This is a genomic window from Bacillus kalamii (genome assembly GCF_047238185.1).
Lineage (GTDB): Bacteria > Bacillota > Bacilli > Bacillales > DSM-1321 > Bacillus_AD.
In genome coordinates this window covers 1469567-1484661 of sequence record NZ_JBDFMI010000001.1, presented here as the reverse complement: position 1 = coordinate 1484661, position 15095 = coordinate 1469567, and the positions used below count along the sequence as shown (strand labels likewise).

Below are 15095 nucleotides of genomic sequence, written 5' to 3'. Positions count from 1 at the left end.
ATAGTAGCATTTTGTTACAGCCCAATGGAATTTTACATCATAAAAAGGAATGCCTCCCTCTTGAATTGTTATGCAGTGCCTTGTCAAAGGCGAAAGACCAGCCTTTCACAAGGCAACGTCTTAAGCATGCCGGAGATAAACAGGCCCTTTCCGCTTTTGATTACATTTAAAAGGAGACCATAAACTTCATGGCAAATGGGCCATCTACTGCATATACTGTCTTAAAACGTGTTTTCTGCTGTAAGGGAGGAACCTTCTAATGAATCCGTGGAATGTTCTTTTTCCGTTTCAACATTTCATGAAAAATGTTTCGGGCATGCCACAGTCAAAAGATATGGAATCCTTTTTGAAAAATATGTTTACAGAATGGCAAAAGCAACAGCATTCAGCGCAATCCACTTCAGAGGAGCCATCCCCTTCAACTTTCAGCAATCCTTTCTTTGAAGCATTCAATCTTAATAAGCATACATCCGTTTCAGAAAAGATGGATGTACAAATCTTTGAAACGCATAATGATGTATTCATCAGAATGCCTATTAAAGAGAAAGGCAGCTTAAAAAACATAAAAATCTTTCATACATCAAACACATCAATTATAGAGGGTTATCCTTCAGAAGAAGACCATCATGTATTCACTCTTCCCGCAATTGTCAAAAAAAAAGGAGCTACTGCGCAATACCGTGATCATATTCTCGAAATACGGCTGGCAAAGGCAAATGACCTTCAATATTCCGAAATCAATGTTACGGAAATATAGAAAAGACCCAACTGGGACAGTTGAGTCTTTTTCTTGTATCATTTATTTTCCAATGAACATTTGTGTCCAATAATTATTGTCGCTAACATGTCCGATGCCGATATGAGTGTAGCTTGCATTCAGGATGTTTGCTCTGTGGCCTGATGAATTCATCCATGCATTAACAACTTCCTCTGGTGAACGTTGTCCTTGTGCAATGTTTTCTGCAGCACTGCGGTATGAGATCCCGAATTGCTTCATCATATCAAAAGGTGAACCGTAAGTTGGGCTGTTATGGTCAAAATAGTTTTTATCCTTCATGTCCTGTGATTTGATGCGTGCTACTTTACTTAGCTCAGTATCCAAAGTAAGCGGCTGCAACCCTTGCTTTTGGCGCTCGACATTTGTCAATTCAACCACTTTTTGTTCAAACGCACTCACTTCATATGAGTCAGAAGGCTTGTCCTGTTCAGGTTTGTTTTGCTCCGGTTCATTTACTTCCGGCTGTTCCTGTTCAGGCTGGTTCTGTTCCGGATTATTGATTTCTGGTTGATTTTGTTCCGGTTTTTCAACCTCTGGCTGGTTTTGTTCCGGTTTTTCAACCTCTGGCTGGTTTTGTTCTGGTTTTTCAACCTCTGGCTGGTTCTGTTCCGGTTTTGTTACAGGCGGTACAGTGATGCAGTTATTTTTAATAGTGAACATCCCGCCCACTATGAAACCATTTTTTAATGGAACGAACTTAATAGTGTTCTTATTTGCAGCAGCATTTTGTAGCTGCTTAAATTGATTGTACTGGTTAACCTGGCAATCTATTGTTTTTGAGGCTGCATATGTGCTTGTTGCGCTACCTAACCCTAAACTAAGTACTGTTGCCGCAGCTAATGATACGATTGCTTTTTTCTTCATAAATAAACATCCTCCTGTTGTTGTGTTTTGCTTGCCTACAAATCGTAACATGGCTTTTTTGTAATATAAGAACCATATTTTTACACATCTGAACAAGAACTATTTTTTTCTTCCTAAACTAGAAGTATATAGAAATACAAAAATGAGAATGCCTATTAAATTGGCATTCTCACATGATTTGTTATTTTTTCCTCCAAAAGGAATTAGAGGTATCACAGGTAATTGTGCTGAGCAATTTCCATTTAGACACTAGCATAAATAGCTTGACAGATTATTTTTACGCCCTATTTTATTACTTATTTTACAAATAAATTACAATGATACAATCATTTATCGTTTTCCCTGCAAGATAATAATGGCAGATGCCACCTGTTCCCCCATAATCAGCACCCTTGCGTATTTCATATATTCGTTGGAAAAGAAGCATTCCATCTCTCCTGGGTTAATGGTACAAATAGTTGAGACCGCACGGTAATGAAACTGGTCCGGGCTGATCTCTACCTTGTATGAAATAGCGAGAGCACTTTCGTTAATGATTGAAAGAGTGTATCGGTCCAGTTGGGAAACATCGTACGTAATAGATGCTTTTCCATCTTTTTTCAACAAAACATGGCGCTTGATATCCACAGTAGGCAAATCCGGCGAACTCTCGCGGTAAGAAAACGAAGAATCGGGGATTAAAATACTCTCGATCGTTTTAAGCTTTAGTGACCATTGATTCGGAAATTCCTCCCCAATCTGCACCTCTTGTTTCACTGCTTCTTTGTATGTAATTCTCTGCTCTTCTTCAGGAAACATTTTTTCATTCATTCCATTCCCTCACAATACAAGTCGGGTACTATATACATATTCAATTCAGCAAAAAGAAAGAACATCCTTCAGCGCATTAGTAAAAACAAAAAAGCTGCATCCTTTCGGATACAGCTCTTTACTTACGTTATTTCGAATGGTCGCTATTTTCCATATTCATATTCATATCCATGTTCTTAGCGGCGTCTTCTTTTGTTTCAGGCTCGCTTGGCTTTCCAACCGTGAATTCCTTCTTTGGCATATTGTGTATACCTTTTGCTTGAACATGCGAATAAATATAATAAGTACCCTCTTCTGTGAAAGAACGGGTCAAGGAATAGGTCCCGTCTTCATTCGGCTGAATTTCTTTTTTATCATGATGATCACTTTTGGAGCGCCAAATTTCAAATTTGACTTCATCCGCTTTTTTTAAAGTCTTCCCACCGTATTTCACCTTGGCTGTAAACGTAATATTTTCATTCACCTGCGCTTGTTCAGGATTAACGGATAACTCCACATCAAGGTCCAATAATTCCCCATCCTTCACGCCGGAGGGCTTATCTTCCTTTCCGCATGCCCCTAAAGCAAGAATAAATACGCAAGACAATAAAGCAATCCATACTTTTTTCATAGCACTACCCCTTTGATTTAGTGACTTTATGTAAAAGAGGGAGGTCCCTCTTTATCCCCCTATCATTACCAATCTTCCAGAAGAGGAAAGATCAGGTTTACCCTTGTTCCCACATTTAATTTGCTTTCAATCGTCATTTCTCCATTATGCAGCTGCATAAGTTTCTCGACAATGGATAAGCCCAAGCCTGTACCCCCGTTGAAACGGGAGCGGGCTTTGTTGACCCTGTAAAACCTCTCAGTGATTCTTTTCAAATGTTCCTCGCTGATTCCGATGCCGTTATCGCTGATTTCCAAATAACAGTGATTATCCTTAATGGATAATGCCACATGGATTGACCCTCCATCCTTGCTGTACCGGATTGAGTTCTCCACAATATTTTGAATCACCTGTTCCAACCTGCTCCCATCACCTAGGATGATTGCTTCAGGATCCAGGTCCATTTTTAACGTTAAATTCTTATCAAGCAGGATTGTTTTATACTTATCCAATGTGTCCTCAACAAACTGCGAGAAAGCAATTGGCTCCGGATCTATAACAAACGTATTTGACTCCATTTTTGTCAGGTCAAGGAGATCCTGGACCAGATTCTGCAATTGTTTTGTTTCCCTATCGATTAGATTGAGATATTTCACTTGTTCCTTTTGGTCCCTAACCAAACCATCCAATAAAGCCTGTGTATATCCCTTAACATAGCTTAGTGGAGTTCGCAATTCATGGGAAATATCAGCAAGAAAGTCCCGCTTCCTTTCATCTTCAACCTTAATAGCGTGGCTCATTTTATTGAATGCTTTTGCCAAGCTGGCAATTTCGTCATCGCTGCTATCATTCAGGACAGTTGAATAGTCCCCTTGCGATACCTTATTTGCAGCCTGTTCGATTTCTTTTAATGGCTTTACAATTTTATTAATAATTTTTACACCTAAATAAAGAGTAATGGTCATATACAGAATGCCTGCAATAATCCAAATAAATGTAAATTCCTTTGTTAATTCTTTTATGCTGGTTAATGGGATGTAACTGTAAATAATGCCTTTTAGATCCCCATTGTCCAGCAAAGGGTATATAACGGCAACGATATCCCTTTGGAACCGCTCTTCAAATCCTTTTTTAAAGATGGGGTTGCCGTCAAGAAGTGTCTGTCTCTCTTTATCTGAAATAAGTGTGTGATAATCTAAATCAAAAGGCACACAGGCACTTAGCTCCCTGGGATTGTTTACGACGAAAATCTCCCCTTGCGTCTTGCTGTTAAGCCATTTGACATGCTCTTTATATTCATCTGTCAGTGGACCTCCCTGATAATCCTGGGCCAATTGCTCTGCCTGTGAATAGAGGTTCTCTTTTACATAATCAACATACAATTTTTCATAAAACAATTGAGACAAATAATAGGCAAAACCTACGCTCAATAAGATGATACAAAAAATAGTCAACCATAATTTGTGCTGCAACGAGAGTTTTCTACGCTTCATTGCCACCCTCAAATTTATAGCCTATGCCCCAAACAGTCTGGATATAGTCGGCGTTCTTCAGCTTCATACGCAATGTTTTCACATGTGTGTCGACTGTCCGTAATGAACCGCTGTAATCATTCCCCCAAATCCGCTCAAGCAATTGTTCCCTGCTCAATACCTGATTTGAGTGGCCGATCAAGAAATTTAAAAGTTCATATTCTTTTAATGTGAGTGAAATAGGTTGTTCCGAAACTAACACTTTCCTTGATTTCTTATTAATGGATATCTCGCCGTACACAACCAAATCTAAATCAACCGGGTCATTCTTTTTGCCGGATCTTCTCAATAACGCTTCAATCCGTGCAATCAGTTCCCCCGGACTGAACGGCTTCACGACATAGTCATCCCCGCCAAGTTTTAAACCCTTTACCTTGTCCCACTCTTCCCCTTTGGCACTTACAAAAATGATCGGCACTTCAGAAAGGGTACGGATGTTCTCGCACACCTCGAAGCCGTCCTGCTCAGGCATCATGATATCCAGCAGCACCACATCGATCTGCTCCGTCTTCACTGCTTCAAGCGCTTGATGGCCATTGCTTGCCTGGATGCATTGATAGCCTGAATTCAAAAGATACATCTCTACAAGATGCCTCATATCTTCTTCGTCGTCTACTACTAAAACCTTGTAATCTAACATATGTGTTCTACTCCCTTATCACTAGTTGAAATGGTCCTTTGCCTGTTTTAACCACCTTTTTGATGGACAATGGCTCAGGTTCTATGATGTATATTCGGTCATCATCATATGAGGCTACAACAATATAATCTTTGCTCTTTCCGATTTCAAATGGGTTAATGCCCACTTTCAACGATTGCAGGCTCTGATTTCCAGTCTGCCACTTGTAGATTGTACTACTGCCATGGCTAATAATAAATACTGATTGATAAATTGTTAAAAATTTTACAGGCATGGAAGGAGCGTGAAGCTTCTTGACGAGCTTTTTTGTTTCCAAGGAATAAAGATGTATATCTTCCTCCACTTTATTTCCTTCTCCATGCCCTCCAAGCCAAAGTGTTTTGCCGTCTTTACTGGTCATGATGCCAGTGGAATAACGGCCTACTGGCATTTCATCAAGCACTTTCAATGTTTTAGTGTCCAAAATACTTATTTTTTGATCATTAAAATTGATCACATATAAGTTGCCGCCTCTTTCCAAAAATGAAATTGGCTGATTTCCTACCTCTTGCCTCTTCAATAGTTCCCCATTTAAGGATAATATACGAATGGTGTTGGTATGCTGATCGATTACACCAATCCTATTCCTATCTTTAAGGATGGACATAAAAACAATGCCTTGCCCGGTATCCCATTTATCCACCAATTTCCCTTGACTCAAAGAAAAAATTTGTATATGGTCCATCGTTTTCCCAAAAATAGCTAAATGATCCTTATCAGGCAACAAGCAGGCGCCTGTTGCGAATGTATCAATCTTCCACGTTACCGATTTTTTCAACGTGTCAGCATTCAAAAAGGTCAGTGTATGGTCCTTTAAATTGACACTGGCTATAAAAGGCATGCTTTTCATAACAGGTTTCACATTTGTATGTGTGCAACTTGCCAAAAAGCATAAAATCACTAACAAAATTGCCCCTTTTTTTTTCATATATTGTTCCTCACCCTTATCCCCTCACCAGTCTAACGGAAAAATGTGAAAAAAGTATGTAGTGTTTTCGAAAACTTATAATTTTTTCCAAGAAAAATAAAGGAAATTATTCCACATAATTTCCTTGCTATATAGTCAGACTATACGATAAAAGCAAAGAATTCTACAGTATAGGAGAATATCTATGAGCAAAAAATACCGCTGTCCCCAATGCAAAACAAATCGGACGCGCTTCAATCTATTGGAGCAGGTGCCGCATCCCGTAAAACTCGATCCTCAAACCGGGGACATTATCCAAGAATACTCAAACGGACAAACAGAACCCTTTCATATCACATACAACGGCCCTGATATACGCGTCCAGTGCGCAGCATGTGGATTAATAGACAGCGCCCAAACATTCGAAGCCTACGGAAGTATGGAATAAGAAAAGCGGAGATTGCCTGCTTAGCCCCGACAAGCTAAGACAAAGGAAAAACAGCAAACGAAATGGGCCCTTACTTAAGGCTGCAGCTGCTGTTTCAGTTAAAAAAACTTGCATTTTTTACACACAAAACCAGCGGAAGCAGACATATCCGCTGGTTTTATATGGAATAATGAATCTCTATTCCGGTCTTTCGATAGAAAAAAATTCTCCCATCTTAGCATATTGGTTTCCAGCCAGACGGCTAACGGCTGCAAGTTCCTCTTGATTGATATGGCCTTTTGAATCGTACAAATTTTCATCAATGTGGTAGGCAACAATGTTCCCTATCAATAAATCACATCCATCCTTGTTATCCCCACCTAACGGAATGGCTTTTTCCAGCCGGCATTCCATCCTCACTTTTGCTTCCTGGACAGCAGGTGTGCCGACAACTGAACTAGTAATCATTGTGAAGTTGGTTAAATCCAATTCACTTTCATAGGCAGGGAGGGAAGCGGCAGTTTTATTTACTTCGTCGACATTTGACTCATCCACAATGTGAATCACATATTCACCAGAATCAACGATATTGCGGGCCGTATCCTTTTGTTTCCCGTTTTTCCTTTGGACAGATAAGCTAACTAGCGGCGGATTGGAAGATACAATATTGAAGAAACTGAACGGTGCAGCATTTATAGTTCCATCTGTTCCCACAGTGGTTACGAATGCAATTGGGCGAGGCACAATTGTACCTGTCAAAAACTTATAATTCTCTCTCTCACTCATCGTTGCCGGATCAATTGAATACATTTTCTTCATAGCTTTTTCATCCCCATTATCGATTGCATTTGAACATTTATTTCAAAGTTCAGTGAAATTATTATAAATTCATTTATTTCGATATCGAGATAAGTATAAATGACATCAAATTCCCTGTCAATTCCCACAGATTAGAGGTCGACACCAAAAAAACTGCTTGCTCAGCAATACTGGGCAAAGCAGTTTTTTATTATGAGGATTGTTTCGTACCGTCCTGTTTATATTGCACAAATGTAGTTTTATGTTTTCCACTGAGCTCCCTTGCCTTTTCAACAGCATCTTTTTTCTTCTCAGAAACATAGCTTGCCCGGTCATTCCCCTTCTTTATGACCTGCCAGCCATCTCCATGCGGTTTTACTTCATATGGTTCATTGCCATTATGGTGCGTTTCCACATAATCTTCTGCTTGCTTTGTGGCAATACTGATCGCTCTTCCTTCTTCATATCCATCATCAAGTAACGCATTGGCAATCTCGATTGCTTTATGGCGCACAGCTGTATCCAAATGTTTCATACTAGGCGGATAATCGTGGTTATTCCAAGGCATTCCCATTCCTCCTCTGATTAGTGAAGTATATGGTACTTACATACCCGCCTGAATAAGGAAAAAACCTGGCTTTCTGTCCATCAAACTTCCATTTCCTTTTCCAATGCCTTCAATTCCCCAAGCATTTGTTCCCTATCCATATCCTGCCCTATGATGACAATGTTCAATGGCATCTTTATCAGTTCCTGGATCATGACAGGCGTACCATATGAATATTGGAATAAAAATGGATATTGCGAATGTGTAAAGCCAATATATCCCTTGATCCGATATACAGTCTCCGGCAACGCGCGCAGCCATTTTTCAAAGGATTCATATTGGATAGAAGTACTGAAAGTATAAATGACTGTTTGCAGATGTAAATCAGCGATACTATGTTTCCCATTCCCTTTTTTTTGTCCGCTATGGACAGTCTGCTGCTGGAAATCAACCAAAGCAATCTTGCCTTCACTCGTAAACAAGCATAATGCATCATTATTGAGTGATTGGATTTCAAATAATATGGAACTACTTTGCTGTTCACTGACCAAATCCACCTTATTTAATACAACCGTATCGGCATGGGCAATTTGTTCAATCATTAATTGTCTAATTTGCGGAGTTAGCTTACTTCGGTCGGCCCAACGCGAAATATCGACAACCGTTATAATGCCTCTATATTCAAGCGAATCGACAAGCAATGGCGAAATGATGCTGTCCACAACCTCCACAGGATGGGCTGCGCCTGTTGTTTCAATATAGATGGCATCCAAATCATTTTCCATTGTCAACGATTGCAGCTGAGCTTCCACTTTATCAGATATGGTGCAACAGATACATCCATCGAAAAGCTCTTTAAACGGAACACCCTCATTACCGATTAATGCTGAGTCGATTGAAATACTTCCCAATTCATTCAGCAGGACAGCAATTTTTCTTCCTTCCTTTTGTTCCTGCTTAATAATATGCTGCAATAATGTAGTTTTTCCGCTCCCTAAAAATCCTCCAATAATATAAACTTCCGTTTTTTTCATTCTCTTGCACCTCTTCTAATTACAATCTATATCTATAAATAGCTGTTTTCATATATGTATTACCATCCTATAAAGGATAATCGCTATACTGTGCATTATATGCCAGGTGCATCCGCAAAGGGAAATGTTTCACTCTTTATTTTGGCTTTGACATCAGCACATCTAGCATTCTCTTTGGATAATCAAGAAACGATTTCGTTATTTGATAATGGTCGCTTTCTTCATATGTTACTTTCTCATACCCCTCATTCAACTGGTATATAACGCTATTGGGGTAAGCCAGCAAGATCGGGGAATGTGTTGCAATAATAAATTGGCAGCCTTCTTCAACGAGTTCATGCAAACGCGATATAAGAGTCAGCTGCCTGGAAGGAGATAAGGCTGCCTCAGGTTCGTCCAGGATATATAGGCTGTTTGGCCCGAATCGATGCAGGAAAAGAGACATAAACGACTCTCCGTGGGATTGCTTATGAAGGGAAGTATCCCCATAGCTCTTGATAATCCTGTTTCCGCTTCCTTGCTCTTTATCTAGCTCCTCAATATGGGTAGCAACATTATAATAGCTCTCAGCCCGGAAGAAAAAGCCATCATCCGGTTTTGCGCTTCCTTTTATAAGACTGATATGTTCGTGTAGATTTGTGTGGCTATCAAAGGTAGAAAACATAAAATTTTTCGTCCCGCCTTCCGGGTTAAAGCCGTAAGAAGCAGCAATCGCTTCCAGAACGGTTGATTTCCCGCTCCCATTTTCGCCGACAATAAAAGTCACATTCTTATGTAGTGTCAGTTTGTTCAGTTGCTTGACCGCCGGCAAATGAAATGGAAATTCCTTAGCATTCCAGCCATGACCTTTCTTCAAAGCAACACTGCGGATAAATCTTCTATCTGCCATTCCCATTGTGCGCAATCCCCTCCCAAATAAAACCTCCATAAAGCTTACTAAGAGATTAGCATATTTTGCACAAATATATAATAGCATCTTTTCCTCATTTCGCTACATTTCCATATATAAAAGAAGAATGGAGCCAATAGCTCCATTCCAATCCTTTATTTATTCATTTCTCCGGTCAGTACTTCTACCGCTTTTTTCAATTGAGTGTCATTCTTAAGGATTTTCTCGCGGAGCTTATTCATTAGCCCGGTCGTAGAGTCTCCTTTCAGGATGCCATCCTGTTTGATATTCAAATCTTTCTGCAGCTGCATGACTGCAGTTTTTGTCTGATTATCATAGATGCCGTCAACTGTACCTGTTTGGTAGCCCAGAGCTTCCAGCATTTGCTCAGCGACCTTTGTTTCTGTAGAACTTGTACCGACCTTCATTTCCTGCTCAGGCGAAATAACGGTTAAGTGGGCATATGAAGGCAGTTCTACCTTGACATCAGGCTGGATTCCTTTTTTATGGATCCAGTTCCCTTTAGGTGTCAGCCATTTAGCTGTCGTAAATTTAATATTGGAACCGTCTTTGAAATCTTTCGCATTTTGGACAGTTCCTTTTCCGAAAGTCTTTTCCCCGACAAGCTTGATATCAGCGGATTCGCTTAGAGCGGCGGCAACGATTTCTGAAGCACTTGCGCTTCCGCCATCCACAAGGACAACCATCGGAAACTTATTCTGTCCATTATTATTCGATTTAAAGACTTGTTTGTTTCCTGCACGATCCTGGACTTGTAGGACTACTTCATCATTTGGGACGAACATGCTTGAAATCTTGATTGCTTCCTGCATGATTCCACCTGGATTTCCCCTCAAATCCAGCACAAGGCCTTTCATGCCCTTTTCCTTCATTTCATTTAGCGATTTCGCCAATTCTGTAGAGGTATTATCAGAAAAGCTAGTTACTTGGATGCGTGCAATATTATTTTGCAGCATTTCACCATACACTGTTTCAATCGGTATCGTATCCCGAGTTAAAGTGACCTTAAACGGATCTTGACTTCCTCTTTTAATCATCAGGTCGACCTTTGAACCCTTTTTCCCTCTTATTTTCGTAACGGCTTCTGTTGAACTGATTCCTTGAAGGCTTTTGCCATTGACACTGACGATTATATCGTTAGCCTTCAGACCGGCTTTTTCAGCAGGAGACCCTTTAATAGGGGACACAATTGAAATTTGGCCGTTTTGTTCCTGTATTTCTGCGCCAATTCCTTCAAAAGAGGCCGAAATCTGTTCATGGAAGCTTGACGCTTCTTTCTCATTCATATAATCCGAATAAGGGTCGTCCAATGATTCGAGCATGCCGTTAATTGCTCCGTTGACCAATGTAGCATCCTTCACTTTTGTGTAGTATTCGCTTTTGATTGTATCGAATGTATCATACAGTTTATTGAACTCTGCACGATCAGTATTTGTTGCGACAGGCTGGACTTTTTTATCACCGAATGTCAGAGCGATTGTCGTTACAGCTGCCGTTACAAAAACGATAAAAAACACACCCATTATAAAGTGGAATTTTTTGAACTTAATATAATTATTCGAATTGCCACTGTCAGGCTGTTTGCTTTCGTTATCCATGTCTTCACCACTTTCACAAGCATGCTTTTTTAACTTACTTTTCTTTCTCCGCGCGTTCGATGAATTCCTCTAAAGTCAGATTATTTTCATAGATGGTTGCAGCATACTTTTTCCCAACATAACGGAAATGCCAAGGCTCATACTCGTATTTCGTAATGTTTTCCTTCCCTTTTGGGTAACGGAGGATAAAGCCATATTTGTGTGCATTGGCAGCCAGCCATTTGCCCTCGGCTGTATTTTCAAAGCTTTGGACTAAGTCCAGATTGGCTGAATGGGCTGAAATGTCCATGGATAAACCCGTTTGATGTTCGCTTTCCCCAGGAACGGCGACTAATTTTTTTGTCTCATCAATGCCTTTTTTCGCTGCATCATTGTTGAAGACAGATTGCTGTCTGATATAGGAACGGTAACCTGACACAGCAAACAGTTCAATCCCTTCCTGTTTCGCTCCTTTGAACATGTCAGATAAAGCGGTTGCCGCTTCTTTTCTCATGAGCGCTTTTTCAATCTGTGCATCTCCGAATGAATAATCCACATCCGCACGGACAAGATCGCCCGGGATATAATTCTCAGGCAAAGAATAGGTCTTATTTACCAGTGCCAGCAAATTTTCAGGATTTTGAATGACCTTTTTCCCATCTGCCTCTTTAATAGAGTTGAAATCCTTCGCGGGAATGGAAAAGCCACTGGAAGTTTCCTTTTTTTCTGCTTTATCTTGTTGTTCTTGCTTCTTTGGATGAGATTGGTTTTCATCTCCGGAAACATTGAATTGCGATTGGCATCCACTAAGCAGTAGTAAAGCTGCCATTGCAGTTGTTATCTGCTTTTTCATCATTTTCAATCCTCACTTTTTACACCTTCATACCGATTTGGAATGGAAAAGAGAATGCCCGCTCACTAAACATTTCGTCATGCCAGCTTAGTGATAGGGACATTCTCATCTTAGAGGTTTATTTCTCTTTGATTGCAGCTTCCAATGCCACTTCAATCATATCGCTAAATGTTGTTTGTCTTTCCTCAGCTGTAGTCTCTTCCCCTGTAAGCAAGTGATCACTGACAGTCAGTACAGACAAAGCATTTCTGCCGAATTTTGCAGCGAGTGTATATAGGGCAGAAGACTCCATTTCAATGGCAAGGATTTGATATTGCGCCCATTTTTCATGTTCTGCGTAGTCATTGTAGAATTGATCAGCCGTAAAAATGTTTCCGGCTTTTAGATGAAGCCCCTTCTCTATTCCTGCATCATAAGCCTTTTTAAGAAGGTCGAAGCTTGCAGTCGGCGCATAATCGACTGTTCCGAATATTGCGCGGTTCATCTTGGAATCTGTCGAAGCAGACATAGCCAGGATGACATCCCTCACCTTTACATCCTTTTGGATTGCTCCACATGTACCGACACGGATTAAATTTTTCACATCATAGCTTTGGATCAACTCGTTCACATAGATGGAAATAGAAGGAACACCCATGCCTGTCCCTTGTACAGAGATTCTATGCCCTTTGTATGTACCTGTATATCCATACATCCCTCTTACTTCATTATAACAAACTGGGTTTTCCAAAAATGTTTCTGCAATATATTTAGCACGAAGCGGATCGCCAGGCAATAATACCGTTTCTGCAATGTCTCCAGCTTTTGCTCCAATATGTACACTCATTAATAATTCCTCCTAAAAACGTTTTCCAAACACCACTATACCATAGTTTAATCAACTAGTTAAATTGTAAGATGTTTGCATTGTGCAGTTTTTTGCCATAAAGATAATATACCATTATATTTTTAACAGTTCCTTAATCATTTAAAAAGGAAATTATATCCTTAAACATAAAAAACGGCAGCTTCTATGCTACCGTACGATCTGTTTATTCTTCCACTTCTTCATCAATAATGCATTTATCCAGCAAATATTCAAACGTAATATCGGCAATTTCTTCGAGTTCTTCTAAAGTCGGTGAATACCCTCGCTTAGTCAATTCTTCAAAGAAATATTCAGCAATTTCTTCGGTATCGATAACAACCTCAATATCTCTCAAAAAAACCGCCCCCCTTTATATACCTTTATGTGAAGTCATTCAGCGTTATTACAAAAATGTATAAACGGCCCGACTAGGGAAAAAGCATCGCTTTCCAAATGGTTTTCTCCTATTTCACGTGTTTATCCTTCGCCTTCATGGCGCCTTGGGCGGAAAGGTTCTTCAGCTTCAATAGTGTGAGCAGCATGACTTTTTTATACTCTTCATCCCGGAAACTTTTGTAAAGGCTGCCATAATCATTATAGAGGTCAAGAAGCTGATCAATTAACTGCTTTTGCTCCAGCAGTTCCTGAAGGTTTTTTTGTTCAGCTTTTGTTGCGGCGGTCTGGGCTTTGGCATCTTTTGCCGTCTTTATTTTCTTGATTGGTTTCACTAAATCAAGATTCTGGAAATACGTATCTGCACTTTCAGCATCGGCAATAAGGATTAATTCATCTTCATGGGCTTCAAGCCATTCTCCATCGGAAAGGCGGGATAATTCATATACCACATCTTCCCACGCATTTTCCTTATATCTCCAGATTTCCGTCCTGAAACCGATTACCTTGAAGTACTCTTCATCATAACCCTCAACCTGGACCAAATCCCCAAAGAAGAACTGGTATTCAATATTGATTTCTTCCTTATCCTGCAGCAAATCCCCGTCGTATTCATCCACTGAAACCAGCAAGGGCTCTAAGTACAAGCCTTCACTATAATTGACCTCATAAACAAATGAACCTTCAATGAATTTCACATCCGTCACTTTGCCTACCGTCCCATACATCGTAATGACAACTGTATCACCAACTTTATATCTCGCTTTCTTTTTATTACCCATTTAAGGCATCCCCCAAGGCTGATACTGTATTTACGATAGTATATGCATAATTCCTTGACAGGTTATCAATATTGAGGGTAATAGGCGTCCACCTTCATCTGCCTTTTCCATGCCCGTTAAATAAAGAATAAGTAAATCAAGAAGAGAGGTTTTGCTGGCTGTATTTCTCCCAGGCATCATCAAATATGCTCATGCTGGCTAGATAGGAGCCATTCATTTCAAGATAGGAACTGATTTCATGGTAGTCCGCCGACTGCTTCGGAAAACTATGGTCATTAAAAGCATCGTTTGCGAATTTAGTCAGGGCATCAATCTCCTTCGGTTGTCTGTATGTCTGCAGAAATTGATAAAATGTTTTCAATTTCGTCACTCCTTTTTTCGGCTGTATGATTGTTTAATAATATAGACGATGTTTGCCTCAGAGTCTAGTACATTTCTTTTTATGCATATAAAAAGAAGCCGTCCCGAAAGGACCGCTTCCTCCATTTTTCGCTCTTCTGCTTTCCCTTACCATCTACCGGCCTTTCCCATTTCAACGATTGCCCATATCACATTGAACATTAATAATGCCACGGTAAAGGGAACTGCAAACAACCAATTCTTCCCGTACTTTTCTTTAATGACTCCCGCATAATAACCGCACATGAACAAGACAAACATGGCGGCAACCATCATGAACGTAATCGCAAAATACATTCCCATCCTCCCCTTCGCCACACTCAACCCCTATTCCATATTGTATAAAAGAATCGAGGCAAGGCAGAGAAT

19 protein-coding genes are annotated in these 15095 nt (G+C 40.1%); 2 read left to right on the top strand and 17 right to left on the bottom strand.

What is annotated here, in order from left to right; genetic code table 11:
• Positions 1–259: 259 nt before the first annotated feature.
• The gene (locus tag ABC357_RS07495; protein ID WP_412886901.1) at positions 260–757 is read left to right on the top strand and encodes an Hsp20/alpha crystallin family protein; all 498 of its coding nucleotides are present in this window, start codon (positions 260–262) and stop codon (positions 755–757) included.
• Between the two features lie 42 nt (positions 758–799).
• On the opposite strand, the gene ABC357_RS07490 is transcribed toward ABC357_RS07495, so the two are convergent.
• The 6 genes from ABC357_RS07490 to ABC357_RS07465 form a co-directional block, all read right to left on the bottom strand.
• Positions 800–1642: a CAP domain-containing protein gene (locus tag ABC357_RS07490; protein WP_412886900.1), complete on the bottom strand. Its 843-nt coding sequence runs from the start codon at positions 1640–1642 to the stop codon at positions 800–802.
• A 330-nt stretch (positions 1643–1972) separates the two neighbouring features.
• Positions 1973–2452, bottom strand: coding sequence for a DUF6385 domain-containing protein (locus tag ABC357_RS07485; protein ID WP_412886899.1), 480 nt, complete (start codon positions 2450–2452; stop codon positions 1973–1975).
• Positions 2453–2579: 127 nt separating this feature from the next.
• Positions 2580–3062, bottom strand: a complete 483-nt coding sequence (locus ABC357_RS07480; protein ID WP_412886898.1) for a FixH family protein — start codon at positions 3060–3062, stop codon at positions 2580–2582.
• Positions 3063–3127: 65 nt separating this feature from the next.
• Positions 3128–4534, bottom strand: a complete 1407-nt coding sequence (locus tag ABC357_RS07475) for a sensor histidine kinase (RefSeq protein ID WP_412886897.1) — start codon at positions 4532–4534, stop codon at positions 3128–3130.
• Complete coding sequence (locus tag ABC357_RS07470) at positions 4524–5213, bottom strand: response regulator transcription factor (protein ID WP_412886896.1); 690 nt, start codon at positions 5211–5213, stop codon at positions 4524–4526. Before ABC357_RS07470 ends, ABC357_RS07475 begins: the two co-directional genes overlap by 11 nt.
• A gap of 7 nt (positions 5214–5220) precedes the next feature.
• Positions 5221–6180 (bottom strand): YncE family protein, encoded by a 960-nt coding sequence (locus ABC357_RS07465; protein ID WP_412886895.1) that lies wholly within the window; start codon positions 6178–6180, stop codon positions 5221–5223.
• A 184-nt stretch (positions 6181–6364) separates the two neighbouring features.
• Between ABC357_RS07465 and ABC357_RS07460 the strand changes: the two genes are divergently transcribed.
• Entirely contained in the window at positions 6365–6607 is a 243-nt protein-coding gene (locus tag ABC357_RS07460) for a DNA alkylation repair protein (protein WP_412886894.1), read from the top strand.
• 177 nt (positions 6608–6784) lie between these two features.
• Here the strand turns inward: ABC357_RS07460 and ABC357_RS07455 are convergent, their stop codons facing one another.
• The 11 genes from ABC357_RS07455 to ABC357_RS07405 form a co-directional block, all read right to left on the bottom strand.
• Complete coding sequence (locus tag ABC357_RS07455; protein ID WP_412888609.1) at positions 6785–7396, bottom strand: flavin reductase family protein; 612 nt, start codon at positions 7394–7396, stop codon at positions 6785–6787.
• Between the two features lie 199 nt (positions 7397–7595).
• A complete protein-coding gene (locus tag ABC357_RS07450; RefSeq protein ID WP_412886893.1) occupies positions 7596–7952 on the bottom strand; it encodes a DUF2188 domain-containing protein in 357 nt (118 codons plus the stop codon).
• A gap of 80 nt (positions 7953–8032) precedes the next feature.
• Positions 8033–8965 (bottom strand): CobW family GTP-binding protein, encoded by a 933-nt coding sequence (locus tag ABC357_RS07445; RefSeq protein ID WP_412886892.1) that lies wholly within the window; start codon positions 8963–8965, stop codon positions 8033–8035.
• Positions 8966–9101: 136 nt separating this feature from the next.
• The gene (locus tag ABC357_RS07440) at positions 9102–9860 is read right to left on the bottom strand and encodes an AAA family ATPase (protein WP_412886891.1); all 759 of its coding nucleotides are present in this window, start codon (positions 9858–9860) and stop codon (positions 9102–9104) included.
• 149 nt (positions 9861–10009) lie between these two features.
• On the bottom strand, positions 10010–11473 hold the full coding sequence (locus ABC357_RS07435; RefSeq protein WP_412886890.1) for a lmo1851 family serine protease: 1464 nt from the start codon (positions 11471–11473) through the stop codon (positions 10010–10012).
• 34 nt (positions 11474–11507) lie between these two features.
• Positions 11508–12305, bottom strand: coding sequence for a M15 family metallopeptidase (locus ABC357_RS07430; RefSeq protein ID WP_412888608.1), 798 nt, complete (start codon positions 12303–12305; stop codon positions 11508–11510).
• Positions 12306–12423: 118 nt separating this feature from the next.
• On the bottom strand, positions 12424–13131 hold the full coding sequence (deoD, locus tag ABC357_RS07425; protein WP_412886889.1) for a purine-nucleoside phosphorylase: 708 nt from the start codon (positions 13129–13131) through the stop codon (positions 12424–12426).
• A gap of 205 nt (positions 13132–13336) precedes the next feature.
• Positions 13337–13507, bottom strand: a complete 171-nt coding sequence (locus ABC357_RS07420; protein ID WP_412886888.1) for a YozD family protein — start codon at positions 13505–13507, stop codon at positions 13337–13339.
• 109 nt (positions 13508–13616) lie between these two features.
• The gene (locus ABC357_RS07415) at positions 13617–14327 is read right to left on the bottom strand and encodes a hypothetical protein (RefSeq protein WP_412886887.1); all 711 of its coding nucleotides are present in this window, start codon (positions 14325–14327) and stop codon (positions 13617–13619) included.
• Positions 14328–14463: 136 nt separating this feature from the next.
• Positions 14464–14688, bottom strand: coding sequence for a YozE family protein (locus ABC357_RS07410; RefSeq protein WP_412886886.1), 225 nt, complete (start codon positions 14686–14688; stop codon positions 14464–14466).
• 146 nt (positions 14689–14834) lie between these two features.
• A complete protein-coding gene (locus ABC357_RS07405; RefSeq protein ID WP_412886885.1) occupies positions 14835–15023 on the bottom strand; it encodes a hypothetical protein in 189 nt (62 codons plus the stop codon).
• Positions 15024–15095: the final 72 nt, after the last annotated feature.

Coding starts and splice junctions, on each gene's coding strand:
- ABC357_RS07415 (WP_412886887.1), bottom strand. CDS start 14,327: ATGGGTAATAAAAAGAAAGCGAGATATAAAGTTGGTGATACAGTTGTC.
- ABC357_RS07490 (WP_412886900.1), bottom strand. CDS start 1,642: ATGAAGAAAAAAGCAATCGTATCATTAGCTGCGGCAACAGTACTTAGT.
- deoD (WP_412886889.1), bottom strand. CDS start 13,131: ATGAGTGTACATATTGGAGCAAAAGCTGGAGACATTGCAGAAACGGTA.
- ABC357_RS07465 (WP_412886895.1), bottom strand. CDS start 6,180: ATGAAAAAAAAAGGGGCAATTTTGTTAGTGATTTTATGCTTTTTGGCA.
- ABC357_RS07405 (WP_412886885.1), bottom strand. CDS start 15,023: ATGTATTTTGCGATTACGTTCATGATGGTTGCCGCCATGTTTGTCTTG.
- ABC357_RS07455 (WP_412888609.1), bottom strand. CDS start 7,396: ATGTATTCAATTGATCCGGCAACGATGAGTGAGAGAGAGAATTATAAG.
- ABC357_RS07450 (WP_412886893.1), bottom strand. CDS start 7,952: ATGCCTTGGAATAACCACGATTATCCGCCTAGTATGAAACATTTGGAT.
- ABC357_RS07435 (WP_412886890.1), bottom strand. CDS start 11,473: ATGGATAACGAAAGCAAACAGCCTGACAGTGGCAATTCGAATAATTAT.
- ABC357_RS07460 (WP_412886894.1), top strand. CDS start 6,365: ATGAGCAAAAAATACCGCTGTCCCCAATGCAAAACAAATCGGACGCGC.
- ABC357_RS07470 (WP_412886896.1), bottom strand. CDS start 5,213: ATGTTAGATTACAAGGTTTTAGTAGTAGACGACGAAGAAGATATGAGG.
- ABC357_RS07440 (WP_412886891.1), bottom strand. CDS start 9,860: ATGGGAATGGCAGATAGAAGATTTATCCGCAGTGTTGCTTTGAAGAAA.
- ABC357_RS07495 (WP_412886901.1), top strand. CDS start 260: ATGAATCCGTGGAATGTTCTTTTTCCGTTTCAACATTTCATGAAAAAT.
- ABC357_RS07475 (WP_412886897.1), bottom strand. CDS start 4,534: ATGAAGCGTAGAAAACTCTCGTTGCAGCACAAATTATGGTTGACTATT.
- ABC357_RS07485 (WP_412886899.1), bottom strand. CDS start 2,452: ATGAATGAAAAAATGTTTCCTGAAGAAGAGCAGAGAATTACATACAAA.
- ABC357_RS07445 (WP_412886892.1), bottom strand. CDS start 8,965: ATGAAAAAAACGGAAGTTTATATTATTGGAGGATTTTTAGGGAGCGGA.
- ABC357_RS07480 (WP_412886898.1), bottom strand. CDS start 3,062: ATGAAAAAAGTATGGATTGCTTTATTGTCTTGCGTATTTATTCTTGCT.
- ABC357_RS07430 (WP_412888608.1), bottom strand. CDS start 12,305: ATGAAAAAGCAGATAACAACTGCAATGGCAGCTTTACTACTGCTTAGT.